The 20,623-nt window shown below is 66.9% G+C and carries 13 protein-coding genes; 5 read left to right on the top strand and 8 right to left on the bottom strand.

The genetic code is table 11. The annotated features are described in order from the left end of the window. Nucleotides 1-29: 29 nt before the first annotated feature. From ABIC51_RS13865 to ABIC51_RS13855, 3 genes are all read right to left on the bottom strand, one after another. Nucleotides 30-545 (bottom strand): hypothetical protein, encoded by a 516-nt coding sequence (locus tag ABIC51_RS13865; RefSeq protein WP_059699485.1) that lies wholly within the window; start codon nucleotides 543-545, stop codon nucleotides 30-32. A gap of 197 nt (nucleotides 546-742) precedes the next feature. Next, a complete protein-coding gene (locus tag ABIC51_RS13860; RefSeq protein ID WP_027792800.1) occupies nucleotides 743-1,252 on the bottom strand; it encodes a hypothetical protein in 510 nt (169 codons plus the stop codon). Nucleotides 1,253-1,371: 119 nt separating this feature from the next. Beyond that, nucleotides 1,372-1,587, bottom strand: a complete 216-nt coding sequence (locus ABIC51_RS13855; RefSeq protein ID WP_027792801.1) for a DUF3820 family protein — start codon at nucleotides 1,585-1,587, stop codon at nucleotides 1,372-1,374. 165 nt (nucleotides 1,588-1,752) lie between these two features. Between ABIC51_RS13855 and ABIC51_RS13850 the strand changes: the two genes are divergently transcribed. Further along, nucleotides 1,753-1,941: a hypothetical protein gene (locus ABIC51_RS13850; RefSeq protein WP_027792802.1), complete on the top strand. Its 189-nt coding sequence runs from the start codon at nucleotides 1,753-1,755 to the stop codon at nucleotides 1,939-1,941. Nucleotides 1,942-2,145: 204 nt separating this feature from the next. Here the strand turns inward: ABIC51_RS13850 and cuyB are convergent, their stop codons facing one another. The 5 genes from cuyB to ABIC51_RS13825 form a co-directional block, all read right to left on the bottom strand. Next, nucleotides 2,146-3,606: a cysteate racemase gene (cuyB, locus tag ABIC51_RS13845; protein WP_175899598.1), complete on the bottom strand. Its 1,461-nt coding sequence runs from the start codon at nucleotides 3,604-3,606 to the stop codon at nucleotides 2,146-2,148. Beyond that, nucleotides 3,603-4,877 (bottom strand): dicarboxylate/amino acid:cation symporter, encoded by a 1,275-nt coding sequence (locus ABIC51_RS13840; RefSeq protein WP_175899601.1) that lies wholly within the window; start codon nucleotides 4,875-4,877, stop codon nucleotides 3,603-3,605. The genes cuyB and ABIC51_RS13840 overlap by 4 nt, the downstream gene beginning before the upstream one ends. Nucleotides 4,878-5,041: 164 nt before the next feature. Beyond that, entirely contained in the window at nucleotides 5,042-5,956 is a 915-nt protein-coding gene (locus tag ABIC51_RS13835) for a LysR substrate-binding domain-containing protein (RefSeq protein WP_060063623.1), read from the bottom strand. Between the two features lie 301 nt (nucleotides 5,957-6,257). Continuing rightward, on the bottom strand, nucleotides 6,258-6,920 hold the full coding sequence (locus ABIC51_RS13830) for an OmpA family protein (RefSeq protein ID WP_175899706.1): 663 nt from the start codon (nucleotides 6,918-6,920) through the stop codon (nucleotides 6,258-6,260). Nucleotides 6,921-7,047: 127 nt separating this feature from the next. Next, nucleotides 7,048-11,700: a YadA-like family protein gene (locus ABIC51_RS13825; RefSeq protein WP_175899603.1), complete on the bottom strand. Its 4,653-nt coding sequence runs from the start codon at nucleotides 11,698-11,700 to the stop codon at nucleotides 7,048-7,050. Between the two features lie 1,444 nt (nucleotides 11,701-13,144). Here ABIC51_RS13825 and ABIC51_RS13820 point away from each other — a divergent pair. The 4 genes from ABIC51_RS13820 (at nucleotide 13,145) to ABIC51_RS13805 (ending at nucleotide 20,411) form a co-directional block, all read left to right on the top strand. Continuing rightward, complete coding sequence (locus ABIC51_RS13820) at nucleotides 13,145-13,978, top strand: response regulator transcription factor (RefSeq protein WP_027792808.1); 834 nt, start codon at nucleotides 13,145-13,147, stop codon at nucleotides 13,976-13,978. Further along, nucleotides 13,971-16,319 carry a sensor histidine kinase gene (locus ABIC51_RS13815; RefSeq protein WP_175899605.1) on the top strand — a complete coding sequence of 783 codons (2,349 nt, stop codon included), beginning with the start codon at nucleotides 13,971-13,973 and terminating at the stop codon, nucleotides 16,317-16,319. The genes ABIC51_RS13820 and ABIC51_RS13815 overlap by 8 nt, the downstream gene beginning before the upstream one ends. A 276-nt stretch (nucleotides 16,320-16,595) precedes the next feature. Continuing rightward, nucleotides 16,596-18,116: a sensor domain-containing diguanylate cyclase gene (locus ABIC51_RS13810; protein ID WP_175853898.1), complete on the top strand. Its 1,521-nt coding sequence runs from the start codon at nucleotides 16,596-16,598 to the stop codon at nucleotides 18,114-18,116. A 336-nt stretch (nucleotides 18,117-18,452) separates the two neighbouring features. Next, nucleotides 18,453-20,411 (top strand): phosphatase PAP2 family protein, encoded by a 1,959-nt coding sequence (locus tag ABIC51_RS13805; protein WP_354006519.1) that lies wholly within the window; start codon nucleotides 18,453-18,455, stop codon nucleotides 20,409-20,411. Nucleotides 20,412-20,623: the final 212 nt, after the last annotated feature.

Genomic DNA, 20,623 nt, shown 5'->3' with positions numbered 1-20,623 from the left:
AGGCTCGGCGCGGCGGGAAACGCGATGTATCAGTCGTCCACGTTCTGCTTGCGCAATCGCTCCAGCCTGCCGTAGGTGATGGCCGCAACCACGCCGAACAACAGGTTGGCCAGCAACGGCCCGGCACCCCGCTCGGAGACGAACCACGGGAACACGGCCGTCATGACGTAGAAGTTCCACCCATACGCGACGATCCCGAACGCCAGCCCGATGGCGGCTTCCATGCCCACGCTCGAATCGAGGCGGAAAGGCGCCATGATCGCGGCGAGCATCACCCCCATGATCGCGCCGAGCACGTAGTGCAGCAGCAGCGCCATCGCGACGATTTCAAGGTTGAATTGCGTCATCTGGCCGAGCGCGCTGCGGCCCATCACCATCGCCGCGATCTTGTGTGTCGGTTGCCACGGGCTCGAGCCGAGCACGAGTGTCGACCAGACGAATTCCAGCGCGATCACCAGCGCACCGCCTGCGAGACCGGCCACGGCGGCGGCGACCCAGTCCGGCGTCCGACGCGCCCAATGGTGCGATTGCATGTGCAGTTCCATACGACCTCCTTGCCGACGCTTCGTCGTCGGCGCTTCGGTTCCGAGGGCGTCACGCGCGTCGGGCCTGCGTCACTCGAGCGATTCGGAAGCAGGGTTGCCTGCGCAACGTGCGAACGCCCTTCTCCGCGCGCGGCCTTGCGCTCGACGAAATGCGTCGATGAACCCGGGTATCGGGCAGGCCGGCTTGCTGTCGCGCGTCAGGGGAAGATCGGTGTCGTGGGCTCGGCGCCTTCCAGGTCCGCCGTCGGAAAGTGCCTGGCGACCATCTCCTCGATTTCCTGCTCTCGCAATGCCGGCACATCGGCCATGATCAGGATCTGGCCTTCCTGTATGGCCTCGCGAAATCGCTGGAGTCGCGCGTTCGGCTCGGCAATGCCGATCATCGCGGCGGTCCACGCCCCGAAACCCGCTCCCGCCAGCGTCAACCCGACAACGGCGCCGCCTGCGATCACGAGTTCCGCCGGGGGAAATACCAGCGCGACGAGGCCGATCAGTGCGCCCGCCGCGCCGCCAAGCGCGACGCCGCGCTCGAGCGCATGCACGACATCGCTGCTTTGCAGCAACGATGCTTCGGGTAACTGATCGAGTGTGACGCTGTGATCGGCGAGGACGTGGATATGGCGCCAGATGATACGTGCGCGCAATAGATCGTCGACGATGGCCTTGGCCATCTGCGTATCGGGTACGAGGAAATAAAGGCGTCTCATGTTGGCACCCCTTTGTGCCGTCAACTACTCTTTCCATTCTATGTCAGCAATGGCAACGCAGTAGGTGCGCGTGGGCCAGCGACGGTGCCGCATGCGCAGCCGTTCGGCCCCGAGCGACGCTATCCGCGTTTGCGCAACGGCTCCAGCAAGTCCCGCAGGCCGTTGTGGTCGATTTCATGCATCAGCGCAAGCTGCCGGCCGATTTCGCCGCGCGGGAATCCTTCGCGGGCCAGCCAGTTGAGGTAAGGCCCGGGCAGGTCGGCAATGAGTCGGCCCTTGTACTTTCCAAAGGGCATGGTGACGGTGACGAGGTGTTCGAGATCTGGGGTCTGCATGCCGGTATTGTGCACGGCTTTCCGCTCATGTCGCAGGTCTAGCTGACACGCGACGCGGCAAACCCTCCGGCGACAGCCTCGCGGAAACGGGGCGCCGCAAACCGCCCGCGCCCCTTTTCTGGCCTGCTAGACTGAAATTTCCCCCTGCAAACGATGGAGGGAATCATGTTGTCCGTCTATGTCGTGAAGACCGGCGAGCAGTTCCTGTGCACCGCCGAGGATGGCGATATCGGCATGGCACCGGCGGTTGAAGATGCCACGTCGTTTCGTTCGTATGAGGAAGCGGAAATGGCGGCACACATGCATGCCGACCCCGGATACGAAATCGTCGCTGTTTGCGTGCTCAGACACTGACATGGCGCCCGCTGCCGGGCGCCCGGTTTGTCTGCCTCCGGAAACTGCTTCGTCACGCGCGCGGTCGTCGTGGAATCGCACAAGACCGGCACCGGCTGATCCACGCCTGCGCCGCCCGAACCACGCGGCACATCCGATACCCGCCGGCCGCCGCGTCGAAGGCGGCGCGGCCGCTTAATCTCAAGCTCAAGCCCAATCTCAAGCTCAAGCACCGGCAGCCGTCGCGTACGCGACGCATTGGCGCGCGAGCACGTCGGTCGGATCGACCAGCGTCGCACGCATACCGTTCGGCGCGACATATTCGCGGCCCGGCAGCAGGATCGGCAGCTCGGTACAGCCGAGAACGATCACGTCGACGCCGTCGGCAATCAGCGCGTCGACGGCGGCGCCGATGTCCGCTTTGCACTGGCCGGTCGTAAAGCCGGCCTTGACACCCCGCTCTCCGTAGATTGCTTCCATCACGCGCGCCTGCAGTGCCGGCGCCGGCGCGACCTGTCGGAATCCATGCGATTCGAGCGCCTTTTCGTATACGCCGCTTTCGATCGTGCCTGACGTTGCCAGCACGCCGACCTCGCGCAGCCCCGGATACGCATCGCGCAGATGGGCGGCCGTCACGGTCAGCATGTTCACGATCGGAATGCCGAGGTGCGGTTGAACCCGCTCGACAAACGCATGCGCGGTATTGCACGGAATCGCGATGAGATCCGCCTCCCCGTCCTCGAGCCGCCTGCACGTCGCATACAGCGAGATCGTGGGGTCGGTACCGTCGCCGACGAGGTTCGCCGTGCGGTCCGGGATCTGCGGATTCTGTTCGACCAGCAGCTTGATGTGCTCCTGGTCGCGCGAAGCCGGCGTGTTTCGAACGATCTTGTCCAGGAAGTCCACCGTCGCGGCCGGCCCGACGCCACCGACGACCCCGATCTTGAATACCGGTGCACGGGCCGCGCATCGGGTCGAAACCGCGTACTGCGCATACGCGAGATTCGAATCGATCAGCGGTATCCGCAGCGGCCCGATTTCGTCCGCCACGAGCGCGATCTCCGTCAGCCCCGGAACGATGACCTGCGCGCCCTGGTCCGCCAGATCCTCGCATGCGTCGCGCAGCAGCTCGACCGGCCGGCCGCGAAGATTGCCGCGCTTGATGCCGTCCGCCCCGTAGATCGCCTCGGTGACGGGATCGACATCGCCGCGCGGCCGCGGATGGACGATCTCGAACTGCGGCGCCGGGAAATACCGTTCGAACAGCCCGTCGGCCCGCACATGGTCCGAAGCCAGCACGCCGATGCGTATGGCGCCGGGATACGTGCGCTGCACGTGGCTGCGAACGGCTTCGACGATGTCCACGATCGGCAGGCGCGTATTGGCCTTCAGTTCGTCGATGAAGGTGTGGCTCAGGAAGCACGGCAGCACCACGGTCGTCACGCCGCGTTTCTCGAACGCGCGGATCATGTCGAACACGTACAGCTTGCGCGCCGTCGTCGCCGCGCTGCCCGAACCCGAACCCCTGAACGGGTGCTGCTCGAAGATCAGGTCGACGTGATCCTCGTCGGACGACGCAGGTGTCGCCCTCACCAGCTTGAAGAACACGTCGGCGCTTCCCAGCGGCCCGAGGCCGCCGACCACGCCGAACGTCCGCCCCGTGCCTGCGATGTCCCGGTGCGTCATGCGTTCAGCTCCCGCGAATCGAACGCGGCGCTGTCCGGCTGCGCGGCGCGCGCGCCCTCCCACTTCGCGATCACGGCCGTCGCCACGCTGTTGCCGATCACGTTCGTCATCGTGCGGCCCATGTCGAGCACCTGGTCGATCGCCAGGATCATGGCCACGCCGGCGGCCGGCAAATGGAACATCGGCGCGACGGCCGCGACGACGACCACCGATCCGCGCGGCACGCTCGCCATGCCCTTGCTGCTCAACATCAGGATCAGCAGCATGAACACCTGCTGCGAAAGCGGCATGTGCACGCCGAACGCCTGTGCGATGAAGAGGGCCGCAAACGCCTGATACATCATCGAGCCGTCCAGGTTGAATGCATAACCGAGCGGCAGCGTGAAACCGACGACCTTCTTGTCGACACCGAACTTCTCGAGCTGCTCGGTCAGGCGCGGATACGCCGCTTCGCTGCTGGCGGTCGAGAACGCGATCAACGCGGGTTCGCGCACGGCCCTCAGCAACGCGCCGACGCGCCGCCCGAGAAACAGGTATCCGGCGCCGACCAGGATCGTCCAGAGGACGAGCAGCCCGAGATAAAACGCGCCGATCAGCTTGCCGTACGTGTAGATCACGTCGAGCCCGCGCAGCGCGACGGACGACGCAATCGCACCGAAGACACCCAGCGGCGCCGCGCGCATCACGTAGTTCGTCAGGCGCAACATCACCGGCACCATGCCGTCGATCGACCGGATGACGATGCCGACACGCGGATCGTGCTTCAGCGCGCCCAGCGCGATGCCGAGAAAGACGGAGAAAACGAGAATCTGCAGGATGTCGTTGCGCGCCATCGCGTCGAGCAGGCTGGTCGGAAACGCGTGCGTGATCACGTCCCTGGCGTTCAGTGCCGCGGTATTCAGGCCGAGGTTGGCCTCGCCCGCAGGTTCCGCCAGGTTCAGGCCGGCGCCGGGCTGCAACGCGTTGGCCATGACGAGGCCGAGGCCCAGCGAAACCAGCGATGCGCAGACGAACCACGCAACCGAGCGCAGGCCGATGCGTCCGACGTCTTCGCCGCTGTCCATTCCGGCCAGGCCGGAAACGAGCGTCACGAACACCAGCGGCGCAATGATCATCTTGATCAGCCGAAGAAAGATGTCCGTCACGATCGAGAAATACCCTGCGACCGTCTTGAGCGTGCCCGGGTCCGCGATGCTCGTGTGACACGCATAGCCGGCGGCGACGCCGAGGACCATGCCGATTGCGATGCTTGAGGTAAGCCGATTTTTCATGTCCATCCGTCCTTGGGTGACGCCCGACCGCCGGCAGGCGACGGGCCGCGCGACGCGGGCCACGCGTCACATTTGTCGTTGGAACGAATGGTAGGGATGGCAGAACAGACCATGATGCCGGTGCATCATGGCGGTATGCGAGACTCGCATAAGGCGGGAAAACCCTAGCCGCGCCGCGACGGTTCGGCGCGCAGATGCTGCCAGAGCGTCTCCAGGAACTCGCTGCGATTGGACGCGTCGCGATAGACGCGCAGCTCGATTTCGAGGTTCCATGCCGCCGGCCCGGCCGGCACGAGTTCGCCGGCCGCCAGCTCGGCGGCGATCGCACTCCGCGGCAGCCAAGCCACGCCTTCGCCTTCCATCACGAGCTTTTTCAGCACTTCGGCCATGTCGGATTCATAGTGCAGCTGCAACGCCGGCGCATCCGGAGCGCGATCGAGCAGCAACGCGAGGCAGCGCCCGAAGTAGCTGGTGTCCGTATAGGAGATCAGCGGCAGCGGGTGCTGCTTCGTCCCGGGAAGGCGAAATGCGGGCGCCGACCGGCGGTTGGGCCGGCAGGCCGGCATCAACGTGTCGAGGCCGACCGTCACGTGTTCGTACCTGACCGGATCCAGATGGAGCGGCAGCTCCGGATGGTGATAGGCGAACATCAGCTCGCAGTTGCCGTTGACGAGCATCAGGATCGAATCGTGGACATTCGTCGGAACGACGCGTGCCCGCACCTCGCCGAAATGCGGCGCAAGCGCCTTGAGCCACGACGGCAGGAAATTCAGCGCGATCGTATGGCCCGCCGCGATCTGCAGGCTCTTGCCCGCGATGCGCTGCTCGGTGCGGATGATCGCGCGTGTGTCGAACAGGCGGCTGAGGACGTCTTCCGCCGTCTCGCGAAACAGCCGCCCTGCCGGCGTCAGGACCGGCGGAAAACTGCTGCGGTCGATCAGTTCGGCGCCGATCCATTGCTCGAGCGACTGGATGCGACGGCTGAAGCCCGACTGCGTGACGTTGCGAAACTCCGCCGCCCGGGAAAAGCTTTGATATTGAGCGAGGGCGATGAAATCCTCGATCCACTTGATTTCCATGTTTGCCTTGGAGGTCTGCAACCGGATCGACTTGCTGCCGACCGGGGGCACGGCGGTCGTCATGCCGACGACCGCCGCGGAACGCACGAAAGACATGGACAGGGTACAGGATCGGGAAACCCGGCGGTCGTACGCTCCGCGTTCGGTCCGGCGCCGGCTGTCCCGGTTCGCCATGATCGACGCGGAGCGCGACGGCAGCGGAGCCGGCATCGGCTGCCGCGCGCGACCAACCTTGATCATCATGGCGACGATGCGGCCGCGAGCCGGCCGCCTTCGCCGGTCCGCTCGCGGCCCCCACCCGCTACTTCTGCAGCAGGATCTCCACGCGTCGATTGCTCGCCCGCCCTTCGGCGGTCTCGTTGGAGCCCACCGGATCGGCCTCCCCCTTTCCGGTGGCCGTCACGGAATCCGCGTTCACGCCATGCTCGCGCAAATACGTCCCGACCGCCTCCGCGCGGCGCTGCGACAGCGCCAGATTGTGCGCATCCGAGCCGACCGAGTCGGTATAGCCGGTCACCTTCACCAACGAGAAATGCCGGTCCGCCTGACGGCTCAGCAGTGCGTCGAGAGAAGCGCGGGCGGCGGGCGTCAGCGTTGCGGAGTCGGTCGCGAAATACGTATCGCCGGTCAGGCTGACCTTTTCCGCGGCGGCCGGTGCCGCCGCCACCGGCGCCGGAAGCGGCGCGGGTGCCGCGCCGCACTGGAACTCGATCGACCGCGGATCCGCGCCGTCGCGGAACGGCGCCTCCGCATCGAGCAGCCGGACCGGCTGCGTGTCGCACATGCGCGTCGCGACCTTCATGCAGGTCTTTTCGCTCGACAGGATGCCGTGACAATCGACGCGAAACGTCCGCACGCCGTTTCTCGGCTGCAGTTCGTATGCATTGAACGTCGGCCCGGACGCGCTCGAGCAGGCGGCCAGGGAGACCACGGACACGAGCAGGGCAAGAGAAGTTTTCTTCACTGATTCACTCCCGAAAATCGGTTCGATATCGCGCATGCGGCGCGGCAGTGCGGCCGCATGCGGATGCGTTCTCGTTCAGCGCGAACCGTTCCGGCGCTGCACGCCGAAACGGTTCGCTGCGCACGGATCACTTCCACTGATACAACATACCGGCGCCGACCACGCGCTGACTGCCGGCGAAACCGCCGTTCAGCGTCGCCTTCAGGTTCTCCGTCAGGCGCGCCTGCATGCCGACGGCCATCGCCTTCTGGCCGAGGAAGCTCGCCGTACCGACCCCCATCGCGAAGTTCGAGTCGCGGTCCATGTGCGGGATCGACGCCATCGCGGCCGTCGCGGCAATCCCGTCGCGCGCCATCGAATCGGTCTGCTGGATCTGCTGCTGCATCTGCGTGAGCTGGTTGTTGACCGTGTTCAGCGATTGCGTGAACTGGTTCGATACCGCGTTCAGCTGGTTCACGTTCACCGCGTCGGTGCCCTGCGTGCCGGCTGCGACGTTGACGACCTGGCGCGCCGACTCCGCCGAGCCGACCGCGACGACGTTCGAGCGCCCGCCGTCGTTGCTGCCCGTGCCGATCGCGGTCGACCCGTTGCCCGTTGCGGTCGAGCCGACGCCGATCGCGGTCGATCCGTTGCCGGACGCCAGCGACCCGTTGCCGACCGCCGTGCTGTTCGAGCCCGATGCGACCGCGCCCGAGCCGCCCGCCGACGAATTCGGCCCCGTCGAGCCCGGCGGCACGTTCGTGCCGGTCGGGTTCGTCGTGTACGACCCGCCGAGGTTGGACGTGCGCTGGGTGATCAGCGTCGTCAACTGGTTGGCGACCGAGTCGAGCTGCGACACGTTGACCGCGTCGGTGCCGCTCTTGCCGGCCGCGAGGCCGGTGATCTGCCGGTTGCCGATGTTGATTTCGCCGGCCGACGACTGCGGACTGCTCAGGCCGTACGCGATGTAGTTCGTCTGCGCGCCGACGGTGGTCAGCGAACCCGAACCGAGCGCGATGCTGTTCGCGAGCGTCGCCGACGCACCGGCCCCGAATGCGAGCGCATCGGTTGCCGTGGCGTGCGCGCCCGAACCGAGGGCGACGCTGCCGACGCTCGCCGCGACCGCGTTGGCGCCCTGCGCGACCGACTGCGCGCCGGTGGCCGTCGCGCCGCTGCCGAGCGCCATCGCATCGGCCTGCGCGGCGCTTGCCGCCTGGCCGATCGCGACGCCGCCCGGCGCAGTGGCATCGACGATCGCCCCGTTGCCGATCCCCACGCCGTTATCGCCGTTGACCACCGTCGTCGGGCCGACCGCGACCGACTCCGCGCCGACCGCGAGCGAATCGACGGCCGTCGAGTTCGCGTGGAAATACTTCGTGGTCGTGACCGCGAACGATTGCAGCGCGCCGGCCAGTTGCCGCACGGTCACCGCATCCTGCTGGCCGGTGCCGTCCGCGACGTTGGTGATCTGGCGATACGTCTTGCTCGTCGCGTCGCCGACCGATACCGCGCCCAGCAGCGTCTGGTCGGTCGTGTTGAACGGAATCGACGCGCTGCCGTTGCGGATGGTCCCCGACGCCGGCACCGTCGCGCGATCGGACACCGACCCGGCGCCGAGCGCGATACTGCCGTCCACCTTCGCGACCGCGTTCGGGCCGATCGCGACACTGTCGAGCCCGAGCGCCTGGCTGTCCGGCGCCGTGGAGTTCGCGTGGAAATACTTGATGCCGTGCGCGTTGATGTTGTCGATCGCCGAGCCGACGTTGTTGTTGACCGTCGTCGAACCGTCGCTGTTGTACGTCACGTACGAAGGCGCGGAGATCGTGCCGGTCGTCGGGTCGTAGGTGGCCCCGCCGCCGATCGCGCCGGCCGTGCTGTTGCCGAGATTGCCGTTGTTCGACGCGATCGAGCTGAGGCCGGTCGACAGCGAACCGATGCCCGTCGACGTCGCGGTGGACAGCGACGTCAGGTTGCTGTTCGTGCTCGACAGGCCGGTGGACAACGAGCCGACGGTCGTCGAGGTCGACGTCGACAGCGACGAAATCGAGCTGGTCGTCGAGCTGAGGCCGGTGGACAACGAGCCGATGCTCGTCGACGTCGCGGTGGACAGCGATGTCACGGTGCTGTTGGTCGTGCTCAGGCCGGTGGACAGCGAAGCGACGCCGGTCGAGGTCGACGTCGACAACGACGTGACCGCGCTGTTCGTCGAACTCAGGCCGGTGGACAGCGAGCTGATGCCCGTCGACGTCGAAGTCGACAGCGACGTGACCGTGCTGTTCGTCGAACTCAGGCCGGTGGACAGCGAGCTGATGCCGGTCGACGTCGACGTGGACAGCGACGTGACCGTGCTGTTCGTCGAACTCAGGCCGGTGGACAACGAGCTGATACCCGTCGACGTCGAAGTCGACAGCGAAGCCACCGAGCTGTTGGTCGAACTCAGGCCGGTCGACGTCGACGTGGACAGTGAAGAAATCGCGCTGTTGGCCGACGACAACCCGGTCGACGTGGACGTCGACAATGACGTCACGGTGCTGTTGGTCGAACTCAACCCCGTCGACAACGAGCCGATCCCGGTCGACGTCGACGTGGACAGCGACGAAATCGCGCTGTTGGCCGACGACAGGCCGGTCGACGTGGAGGTCGACAATGACGTCACCGAGCTATTGGTCGAACTCAAGCCCGTGGACAGCGAGGTAATGCCGGTCGACGTCGACGTGGACAGCGACGTGATCGCGCTGTTGGCCGACGACAAGCCGGTCGACGTGGACGTCGACAACGAAGTCACCGAGCTGTTGGTCGAACTCAAGCCAGTCGACAACGAGGTAATGCCGGTCGACGTCGACGTGGACAACGACGAAATCGCACTATTGGCCGACGACAAGCCGGTCGACGTGGACGTCGACAACGAAGTCACCGAGCTGTTGGTCGAACTCAAGCCCGTCGACAACGAGGTAATGCCGGTCGACGTCGACGTGGACAACGACGTGATCGCGCTATTGGTCGACGACAGCCCGGTCGACAATGACGACACCCCCGTCGACAACGAACTGACGCTCGACGCGGTCGACGTCGACAGCGAATTCACCGCCTGGTTCGTCGCATCGAGCTGCGACCCGTTGATCGCATCCGTGCTCGCCGAATTGATGCGTCCGGCCGCGACGTTGGTGATCTGGCGCTCGGTGCCCGCCGCACCGACGCTGACGACGCTGGTCGGGTTGGTGCCGTTGAAGTTGTAGGTGACGCCGCCGATCACCGCGCTCGCCGTCGGATTCGGCGCGGCCGTCGTCGACCCGGAACCGAGCGCGACGTCGTTTGCATTGTTCGCCACGGCCGACGCGCCGAACGCCACCGCACCGGCTGCCGCTGCCGTCGACGTATTGCCGAGCGCGAGCGAGCCCGTGCCCTGCGCGAGGTTCGAATTGCCGATCGCAACCGCGCCGTCGCCGTTCGCGGTGTTGTTCGAACCCATCGTGACCGCGCCGGTGCCGATCGCGGTGCTCGGGTCGCCGATCGCCACCGCGCCGTTGCCGCTGACCGTCTGCCCCAGGCCGAGCGCGACCGCCCCGACGCCGCTCAACACCTTCGAGCTGTTGCCGCCTGCGATCGACCCCGCGCCTGCCGCGGCCGCGACCGAATTGCTGTCGCCGATCGCCACGGTGGACGCCGCAGCCGCGACACTGTTGATGCCGATGGCCGTCGCATTCGTGGCCGACGCCGTCGCACCGGGCCCCAGGGCGGTGGCCGAGATGCCGCTGCCGAGCGCGAGATTGCCGAGCGCGACCGCAAACTGCTGCGTCGCGGTCGACTGCACACCCATCGCGATCGAACTGACGCCCGACGCATTTGCGCTCAGGCCGTACGCCATTGCCTGATCGGCACCGGCCGTCGTCTTCGAACCCAGCGCGATCGAACTCACGCCAAGCGACTGCGTGCCCGATCCCGGTACGCCGGCCGTCCCGCCCCAGCCGATCGCGATCGACGAACCGCCCTTCGCGCCGCTGTTGACGCCCATCGCGATACCCGAATTGCCGCTCGCCAGCGCACCGCTGCCGACGGCCACGGCGGCCGCGCCGGAACCCGTCGACTGGTTGCCGAGCGCGACGGCGCCCGTGTCGGTAGCATGCGACGCATAGCCGAGCGAAACGCTCTGGGCCCCGACCGCGCTCGCACCGAGACCCACCGCAGCCGCATACTGGCCGGACGCCAGCGCATTGTTGCCGAGGCCGACGGCGGACACGCCGGTCGCCGCCGCGCCGCTGCCCATCGCCACCGCACCGCTTTGGGTCGCGCTCGACAGATTGCCGACCGCCACCGAATATGCGCCCGAACCAATCGCCTGCACGCCGAGCGATGCGCTGTTGACGCCGGTCGCCTGCGCGTTGATGCCGACGGCCGTCGAACCGTCCGCCATCGCATGCGCGCCCGGCCCCAGCGCCGTGGCGGAAACGCCTGCTGCCGTCGACAGGTTGCCCAGCGCGGTCGAGTTCTGCTGCGCGGCACTCGACCCGACGCCGATCGAGATCGACGTCACGCCGCCGGTCGCGGAACCGCCGTCCGGCGCGTATTGCGCGTGCGCCCCCGCATGGAACAACGCAAGATACGTGGACGCCATCAGCACGGCCAGCCGTCGCGGCGACGGCGCCGAAAGCAGCCCCGCGCGTCGCGCGTCGCCCTCGTTCGCCGCATGCTCGCGCGGGCCGCTCGCCGACGCGACACGCTTGCCGCGCGCACGGTCAAGCTCGGAAGCCGCAACCCAGGCCCCCAGTGCTTCGTTCCAGATCGACTTGAACGACTTGTTCATCTTGTGTTCCCTCGGTTCTCATGTGCTGGATGACGCGGCAGCGAACGCGACGACAGGCGATGACGCATCGGTCTGCCCCTCGTCCGTGCCGCGACGCTTCGCGCTTCACTTTGGATGGCTAACTAAACGATCGAACAACACTGCTCGGTAATCGCGATCGCGCGGGCGATCGCACGACCGCACGACCGCACGCCGCACGCGTGCATCGGCACGCGGCACGGCGGCACTCGCCGGTTATCGGTTCATCGAAGCCGATGTCGCGCGGAAAACGGCGACGCGCGACCCCGCGCATCGCGAATCCGCATGCGCGCGCCGTCGCGCCGAGCCGGCGGCGACCTCGAATTTCATGGGAAGGCGTCGTTCAGACGCCGGATGGACGGATGCCGACCCGAACCCCGGGGCGGCCCGTCACGATTCATTCAGGAGGAGGATGACGCCGAGTAGTCCCCGGGTATGAAGCATGCGCACCCGGTTCGCTCGAACCGGTGCGTTGACCTGCCATGCCTGTCGCGTTCATGTTTTTCGTGCCCGCCTGATTCGAGAACGCGCTGCGCGATCGCACCCGGACGGATCAGACCGCCGGGCTGCGCGCGCAGCCGCTCACCTTCTCCGCCGGCAGTCAAACGCTTTTCCGGATTTCCGGAAATAGCGCCTGACTTGCCGAACGCCCCCGCATCGATTTAATCGGTCGAATTTTCTTGACGATTTTTTTGGTCGATGCGTCACACCCTGACCAACCTCACAATCTTTCCGCTTATCTTGTATACGCACTCATTCGGAAAATTATGAAATTTGTATTACCCTCGTGCCAATTTTCTTGTCCGTCATCGCATTCCCACATCCTGAGAATTGCCATCATTCGATGTCACATTGAATATCGCGTCATCTGAATAGGGCAGCGGCAGGAATCCTTGCAAAACCGTTCCCCTCGAAGAACCGATTCCAGCCGCGCCGGGGCTAGTGTGCGGTCATCCGTTCAAACGCATCTTTTCTGGAGCGGAAAAAAACTTTTCCCGAGCGGACGGCATTTACATTCATACATTCCCGCTCGAAATCCGGTTTTCATCCGGATAAATCTTGACCGTCCCGCAAAAAGAAATTAATCAGGCGAGCGTCGATTCAGCGCATCAACTTCACACTGGAAGGCATCGTCTCTCGACATAACTCGTTCGAATTCATTCTGCGGGCCAATTCGATTCGTCAACCGATAAAATCCGGAAATAAAGACCGATATTAAAAATGCACTTCGGCATGTTTTTCCACTCCGATTCCATTCGGCGGAACGCCGGTGCCGAAACTGCGCGGCGCCCCGCCGAATATGCCCACACGGGCCGCACGGAATCCTCACAATCGGTACTGTTGTCGACATATAATTTTTCGCAACAATCGCGCTGAAAGCGAAGCTTTCAATCCGACCGACCACCCTTCCACCGCGTCCGCCACCATGTCATCCCGCTCGTCCAGCCCGGCGTCGCTTCGCTCCACGCCGGATCTCGCCGACGCCCATATTCTTGTCGTCGACGATCGCCCGAACGACCTGCGGCTCCTGACCGAAATCCTGCGGGCCGCGCGGTGCCGGATCAGCGTCGCGTTCGACGGGCTGCAGGCGTATCACCGCGCCCAGGCGATCGCGCCCGACCTGATCCTGATGGATGTCCGCATGCCGCGCATGGACGGCTTCGCCGCGTGCCGGCTGCTGGCGTCGACGCCGTCGACGCAGTCCATCCCGGTCATCATCCTCACGGCCGCGGGCGATCTCGAGGATCGCATCGCGGGGCTCGAAACCGGCGCGATCGACTACATCGTCAAGCCGTTCGAGCCGACCGAAGTGCTGGCCCGGATCCGCAACCACCTGAAGCGCGCGCGGCGCAGCCAGCCGTTCGCGCACCTGCCCGAGATGCCCGACAACCCGGAGGCGGCCCTCGTGCGCGCGGCGGCCGAGGTCCTGCTGCGCGACCTGCGCCATCCGCCGGCGCTCGAGGATCTCGCCCGGCAGGTCGGCACCCACGAAAAACGGCTGTCGCGCGTGTTCCGCGACCAGCTCGGCCTGACCGTGTTCGAGTACCTGCGCGACACGCGCCTGCGCGCCGCGATGCATTTCCTCGCGGAGACGTCGATGGGGATCGGCGACATCGCCGAGGAAATCGGCTTTTCCACGCCCGGCAATTTCGCGACGGCGTTCCGCGAACGCTTCGGCATCACGCCGTCCGACTGGCGGCGCCAGCGCCATGCGGTCAACGCGCCGCCCACACCCGGCGGGCATCATCCCGATGTGTAGTCGCGACGCGGCTTGGGCAGCCGGATGGCGCGCGGTGCTGCTGCTTCTGATCGCACTGGCCGTCACCTGCGCGACGGCCCGCGCGGCAGCGACGCCGAACCCCGCGCAACTGGAAGCCGTGTCGGTGTTCGAGGACACGAGCACGACGATGACCGCCGAACAGGTCGCCGCGCGCGTTGCCGATCAGCCGCACGATGCGTCCACGACGACCGCGCCCTCGTTCAACATCGCCTTTTCGCGGTCGGCATGGTGGGTCAGCGCGACGCTGACCAACCGTGACAGCGCCGCTCGGCCGCTGGTGCTGGCGCTTCGCGATGCGCGCGTCGACCATGCCGACTTCTATGTCGGCCGGAACGGCCGGTGGACGCTCGACGGCCGCTTCCCGGCCGCCGATGCCGGCGGCGATGCGGCCGGGCCGCCGTCGCGCTACCCGACGCTCGACGTCACGCTGCCCGCCGGCGCAAGCATCCCCGTGCTGATCCGCGTCACGTCGCGCAAGGAGATGCGGCTCGCGCCGGCGGCATTCACCCGTGCGGCATGGGATGCGCTGGAACGGCGCGCGACGATGTGGGACTTCGGTTTCTTCGGCGGGCTGCTCGCGCTCGTGTGGTGCGCGCTGCTGATCGGGTTCTTTTCGCGCAGCGGCGTGTTCTACGTACTGGCCGGGATTGCACTGGGCACGACGCTGTTCGAGGCGGCCTACCGCGGTTATACGGCGATGGCGCTGCCGCCCGCGCTGCGCGAGTGGTCGGCACGCGGCGAAATCATCTTCGTGTACCTCGCGATCGCCTGCTTCATCGTCTTCATCCTGACGGTCGCCCGACGCGAACAGGCCAGGCTGCCGTTGCGCGCGGTCTACATGGCATTCCTCGCGCTCGAGTTCGTCGGCGTGGCCGGCGCCGCCTGCGGCGACCTGCTGACCTTCACGTGGTTCTGCCTGCGGCTGAACGCGGCGCTGGGGATCGTCAACATCAGCCTCGCGCTGTGGCTCGCCGTCCGCCGCACGCCGACCGGCCGCGTGATGCTGATCGCGATCGCGTTCGCCACCTTCAACATGCTGATCCGCGTGCTCGACGGCATCGACGCGTTGCCGCCGGTGCTGTCCTGGCTCAAGTCCGACATCTATCCGAACCCCGTCATCGCGATCGTCGGGCTTGCCACGCACCTGCTGGTGCTGGCCGCGTGGATCCACCACGTGGGCCGTCAGCGCACCGAGGCGCGCAAGCGGCTCGAACACTGGCAGCTCACCGAACAGGATCGTCTGCGCGACGAAGTCGCACGGCGCACGCTCGCGCTCAACGACGCGCTCCAGCAGGTCACGACGCACATGCAGCAGAAGATCGAGACGCTCGGCTACGTCAGCCACGACCTGCGCGCGCCGCTGTCGACGATCAACGGTTACGCGAAGCTGCTGCTGCAAGGCGCGACGCGCGGCCAGGCACGGCTGATCCGCTCGATCGACCGCAGCATCCGCTACCAGCTCACGCTGATCGACGAACTCCTTGCGTTCACGAAAGCCGAGCTGCAGCCGCTCGGCGTGTCGCCGGACGCGACCGACCTGCCCGGCCTGCTCGACGACATCGGCCACTATGCACTCGCGCTGTGCGCGCAGCAGGACAACCGGTTCGTGTACCGGCCGGCCAGCCCGCTGCCGCGCACGATGTCGGTCGACGGGATGCGGCTGCAGCAGGTGCTGCTGAACCTGCTGTCCAACGCATCGAAGTTCACGCGCGACGGCACGGTCACGCTGTCGGTGCATGCGTCGCGCGAAGGCGACGCATGGCGCCTGCTGTTCGAGGTCGCCGATACGGGCATCGGCATCGACATCAGCGGCACTCGCGACATCTTCCGCGCGTACCAGCAGGTACAGGCCGTCAACGGCGGCACCGGGCTCGGCCTGTTCATCGCGCAGCGCATCGTCGGCGCGATGGGCGGCGAGCTGGCCGTCGCAAGCCAGCCCGGCATCGGCACGTCGTTCTCGTTCGCGATCGTCGCGCCGGCCGTCGGGCACGTGCTCGTGCCGGCATCGGAGCTCGTGCGGCGGTTTCATGCGGCGGACGAGGTCGTGCCGGGCGGCACCGCGCCCGCGATGGGCTGCCCGCCCGACGATGCACTCGACGCGCTGATCCGGCTCGCCGGCAACGGGCAGCTCACCGATATCGAGGAATGGCTCGGCCAGTACGCGGACGAACAGGATTACGCGGCCTTCGTGCAGGAGGTGCGCGAGCATCTCGATACGCTGGACCTGCATGCGATCGAGAAGCTGGCCGGTACGCTGAAACGCGCGCGCCACGCGGCGGCGACGGATGACGCGGAGACGGACGCGGCCGGGCCGGCTTGATCGCGTGGACGGGACGTCGCCGGCACCGCGTCAGGCCCGCGTTCCGGATTCCGCCGCGCCGATCGTCCGGCCCGCAACGCGATCGCTTCACCGGCCGCGCCCCCGCTCGCGCTTTCCGATACGCGCCCCGTCGAGCACCCGGCACGCACACGTTTGCGTGCCGCACCGCGCCCACTTGCATTGCATCCGGGCCTCGATTTCTTCGACGACCTGCCGTTAACCCGGGTTTCAGCGCAGCCCGGTTCATCGCGCCGGGCCTCCCCTGCGAGCGCCAGCATGTCCGCATCCACCTCCATCGAGAAAATCGCCGACTGGGCGGGACGAAACCATCTTGTCGTCGGCGCGCTGGGCACCCTGATGTCGCTCGCGGCGATCGGCATCAGCGCGGCCACGCTCTGGGCCACGAGAAGCGAAGTCGTCGAGCACGCGCACGAAACCTCGCGCAACGTCGCCGCCGTGCTGGTCAGCGAGATCGCGCGGACCGTCGAAACGTCCAACAACGCGCTGATCGCGCTCTCCGCCGATCTCGGCAAGCCGGAGGTGCGACGCATGGACGCCGGGCTGCGGCACGACCTGCTGTTCCAGCGCGCGGCCGCGCAATACGTGACGGGGATGGGCGTGACGGACCGCGAAGGCCGGCTGATCGACGCGTGCTGCGGCCCGTCCCATCACTGGAACTTCGGCGATCGCGACTATTTCAAGGTCCATCGCGACTCGCCGAACGTCGGCCTTTACGTGTCGGAGGCCTATCGCGCGCGCTCGCGCGGCGGCACGGAATCGATCGCGCTCTCCCGGCGCATCGAACGACCGGACCACACGTTCAACGGCATCGCGGTGGTCGCGATCGACCTCGCCTATTTCGACCAGCTGCTGTCGCGGCTGGACGTCGGGCCGCACGGCATCAGCGCGATCGTGCGCGCGGACGGCACCATCCTCGCCCGCAACCCGTCGCTGAACGATCACCAGATGGTTCGCCTGCGCCACTCGAAAGCCTTCGATCGCATGCTGAACCAGGATTCGGGCTTTTATGCGGCGTATTCGCGCATCGACGGAACGCTGCGGCTCTATACGTTCCAGCGGGTGCCCGGCACACCGCTGATCGCCGTCGTCGCGCCCGCCGAAGCCGACGTGCTGGCCGGCTTCATCCGGATGTCGTGGTCGGTCGGCGTGTCGGCGTCGCTCCTCTGCGCGCTCTTCTGCGCGGTCGTCTGGCTGCTCGCGTTCGCGTTGCGGGACAACCTTCGCAAGCAGACGCTGCTCACCGACCTCACGCGCACCGATCCACTGACCGGCCTGCACAACCGCCGCGCGCTCGACGTCGCGCTGGCCGACGAATGGGAACGGCTCCAGCGCGGCCACGACGGCAGCCTGTCGGTGCTGTTCATCGATGCCGACCACTTCAAGCAGTACAACGACCGATACGGGCATGCACGCGGCGACACGGCGCTCCGGTTCCTCGCCGCATGCATCCGTGCCCATACGCAGCGGCGCGGCGACCTCGCCGCGCGTTACGGCGGCGAAGAGTTCGTCGCGGTGCTGCCCGACACCGACGAACGCGGCGCCGCGAAGGTCGCGGAGGCGATTCGCCGCGAGGTTGAACGCAACCGGCTCGACGGGTTCGCGGAACCCGTTCCGCCCTTCACCGTCAGCATCGGCTGCGCGACCGGCCATCGCGCACGCCCCGCCTCCGTGCACGCGCTGTCGCATCAGGCGGACATGGCGCTTTACCGCGCGAAGCGCGAAGGCCGAAACCGGGTGTGTTGCGCGGAAACGGAGCCGATCGCGCGCTCGGCATGACGGCCACGGGTCGAGTCGCGGCTCCGGGCCGCGGGTTGCACACCAACGATTGCCCCGGGCCACTGTTCCGTCATGGGTCGTTGCGGCAACAGGGATCGTTGTTCGATATCGAGGCCGCCGGACTTTCCATCCACACGCATGGCCGGCGCGTAGCGGCACGCCGCCACATATCCGTCTCGGGTGCGTAAAAATGGCATCCGAGATGTTCAGTATCGGGAATTAACCAGATAGTGGGAATTTTCGCGCACGGAGTACGACACGCAACAAATCCTTAACGGCCGCGTAACGAATCGTCACCACAATTCGCCATCTTTGACCATCAGGATGGAGTCTTGCATGTTTGCGTCACGAAGCCGTTTCCCGCTGCATGTCGCCGCGCTGTCGAGCGCGATCGTTCTCGCCGCGTGCGGCGGCGGCGACGATGTCGCCTCGACCACCCCGACCAGCGCGGCCATGCCGGCGCCGCCGGCCGATCCCGGTTTCGTCGACAGCGCGCCGGTTCCGAGCGTGCCCGCCTTCGTCGACAACGTCGCGACCAACCAGCGCGGCGATGCGCGCTACGCCACGCTGTCGACGAACGCCGCGGTGCGCGTGGTCAGCCGCTTCCTCGACCTGTGGCAGCCGTCGACGATGCTCGTCGATGCGGGCGTGAGCGCGCCGGCCAACGGCGCGTTTCCGGCCATTTCGCCGTCGACCTGCACGGGGCTGCCCGGCAACGGCACGCCGTGCGGCACGATCCTGAACGACACGGTGCTGCGGGCGAACGTGCAATACGTGGTCAACGCGACGACCGCGCGCACGCCGCAGCAAGCCGACGCCGCGTACTACGACGACCGGCGCGGCAAGGGCTACAGCGTGACCGACGGCATGGGGCCGCTCACTTCCGCATGGCGTACCGCCGCGCAGCAGACGACCAGCATCACCAGCGTGCCGGCCGACGCGACGACCGTCCTGTACAACGACACGGGCAACAACGTGGGCGTGGGCGGCAGCGCGAACGCGAGCTTCGGGAAAGTCGTCGACCTGCTCAACGAGATGGGCAACAACGCGTCGACCGAACCCGCGAAACGCTTCTACAAGTATGCGCGGCCGTACCGCTGGAGCACGGGTGTCGTCGTCGCCCCCACGCTCGTGCCGGCGGAAAGCACGACGCCCGCGACCGACGGCGGGTTCATCAGCGGCCACCAGGCGGAAGCGATGCGCGACGCCGTGACGATGGCGTGGCTCGTGCCGGAGCGCTACCAGGAAATGGTCAGCCGCGGCCTCGAACTCGGCGAGAACCGCATCCTCGCCGGCATGCACTCGCCGCTCGACGTGATCGGCGGGCGCATGCTCGCGCTGGCGATCAGCGCGGCCAATCTCGCGGCGTACGCGAACGACGCGCAGGCCGCCTACGGGCAGGCGCACCAGACGCTGCAGCAGCTCACCGGCACGACCGGTTCGACGTTCGCGGCATTCGCACGCTCGGGCACGACGGCGACCGACCGCTTCGCCGACTACGCGACGAACAAGGCGGCCTTCGCGCGCCGCATGACCTACGGGTTCGGCGCGCTCGACGCGACCGGCGCGCCGCCGGTCGTGCCGAAGGGGGCGGAGATCCTGCTGCAGACGCGTTTTCCGTACCTGGGCGCGGATCAGCGGCGCGTCGTGCTGAAGACCACCGAACTGCCGTCCGGCTACCCGGTGATGGACGATGCGGAAGGCTGGGGCCGGCTGAACCTGTTCGCGGCCGCCGACGGTTACGGCGCATTCAACGGCAACGTGATCGTCGCGATGGATGCGTCGAAGGGCGGCCTCAACGCCGCCGACCTGTGGCGCAACGACATCACGGGCACCGGCAAGCTGACGCTGCAAGGCAGCGGCGCGCTGACGCTCGCGGGCAACAACAGCTATACGGGCGGCACGCAGGTCAGCGGCGGCACGCTCGCCGCGGCGTCCGCGACGGCGTTCGGCAACGGCGACGTGTATGTCGGCGCCGGCGGCGGCATCCGGATCGCGGCGGGTGCGCCCGTCACGATCGCGACGCGCTATACGCAGCTCGACAACACGACGCTCGAACTCGACATCGACGGCAACGGCGGCGGCCGCCTGCGCGTGGGCGGCGCGTTCACCGTCGCGGGCGGCACGCTGCACGTGAAGTTCGTGAACGGTTATGCGCCGAAGGCCGGCGACACCATCGCGCTGATCGACGCGGCAGCGGGCGCCGCGAAATTCGCGACGGTGACCGTCGACGGCTTCAAGGCGACGCCGGTCTATACGGCGACGGGGGTGTCGATCGTGCTGTCGGCGGCGTAACCGGCACAGCGATCGATCCGTGCGACGTCGCCTCCTACCGGCGGCGACGTCCATGCGAAACGTCCGTGCGCCGCGTCCCGCTCGTTCCGACGAATGAAGCCGCGCGCGATAAATGCACCGGCTGAAGCGCGATAAATGGGTGGATGGAAAAATTTCACGTGGCTCAACTATATTTCCGCCAATGAAAAAGACCGGTCGGCTATGCCGACCGG

The organism is Burkholderia sp. 572 (assembly GCF_040545135.1).
GTDB lineage: Bacteria > Pseudomonadota > Gammaproteobacteria > Burkholderiales > Burkholderiaceae > Burkholderia > Burkholderia cepacia.
This window is presented reverse-complemented; position numbering and strand designations above follow the sequence as displayed.

Excerpts from the sequence above, each read along its gene's own strand:
- ABIC51_RS13865 (WP_059699485.1), bottom strand. The coding sequence starts at position 545 with ATGGAACTGCACATGCAATCGCACCATTGGGCGCGTCGGACGCCGGAC.
- ABIC51_RS13860 (WP_027792800.1), bottom strand. The coding sequence starts at position 1,252 with ATGAGACGCCTTTATTTCCTCGTACCCGATACGCAGATGGCCAAGGCC.
- ABIC51_RS13855 (WP_027792801.1), bottom strand. The coding sequence starts at position 1,587 with ATGCAGACCCCAGATCTCGAACACCTCGTCACCGTCACCATGCCCTTT.
- ABIC51_RS13850 (WP_027792802.1), top strand. The coding sequence starts at position 1,753 with ATGTTGTCCGTCTATGTCGTGAAGACCGGCGAGCAGTTCCTGTGCACC.
- cuyB (WP_175899598.1), bottom strand. The coding sequence starts at position 3,606 with ATGACGCACCGGGACATCGCAGGCACGGGGCGGACGTTCGGCGTGGTC.
- ABIC51_RS13840 (WP_175899601.1), bottom strand. The coding sequence starts at position 4,877 with ATGAAAAATCGGCTTACCTCAAGCATCGCAATCGGCATGGTCCTCGGC.
- ABIC51_RS13835 (WP_060063623.1), bottom strand. The coding sequence starts at position 5,956 with ATGGAAATCAAGTGGATCGAGGATTTCATCGCCCTCGCTCAATATCAA.
- ABIC51_RS13825 (WP_175899603.1), bottom strand. The coding sequence starts at position 11,700 with ATGAACAAGTCGTTCAAGTCGATCTGGAACGAAGCACTGGGGGCCTGG.
- ABIC51_RS13820 (WP_027792808.1), top strand. The coding sequence starts at position 13,145 with ATGTCATCCCGCTCGTCCAGCCCGGCGTCGCTTCGCTCCACGCCGGAT.
- ABIC51_RS13815 (WP_175899605.1), top strand. The coding sequence starts at position 13,971 with ATGTGTAGTCGCGACGCGGCTTGGGCAGCCGGATGGCGCGCGGTGCTG.
- ABIC51_RS13810 (WP_175853898.1), top strand. The coding sequence starts at position 16,596 with ATGTCCGCATCCACCTCCATCGAGAAAATCGCCGACTGGGCGGGACGA.
- ABIC51_RS13805 (WP_354006519.1), top strand. The coding sequence starts at position 18,453 with ATGTTTGCGTCACGAAGCCGTTTCCCGCTGCATGTCGCCGCGCTGTCG.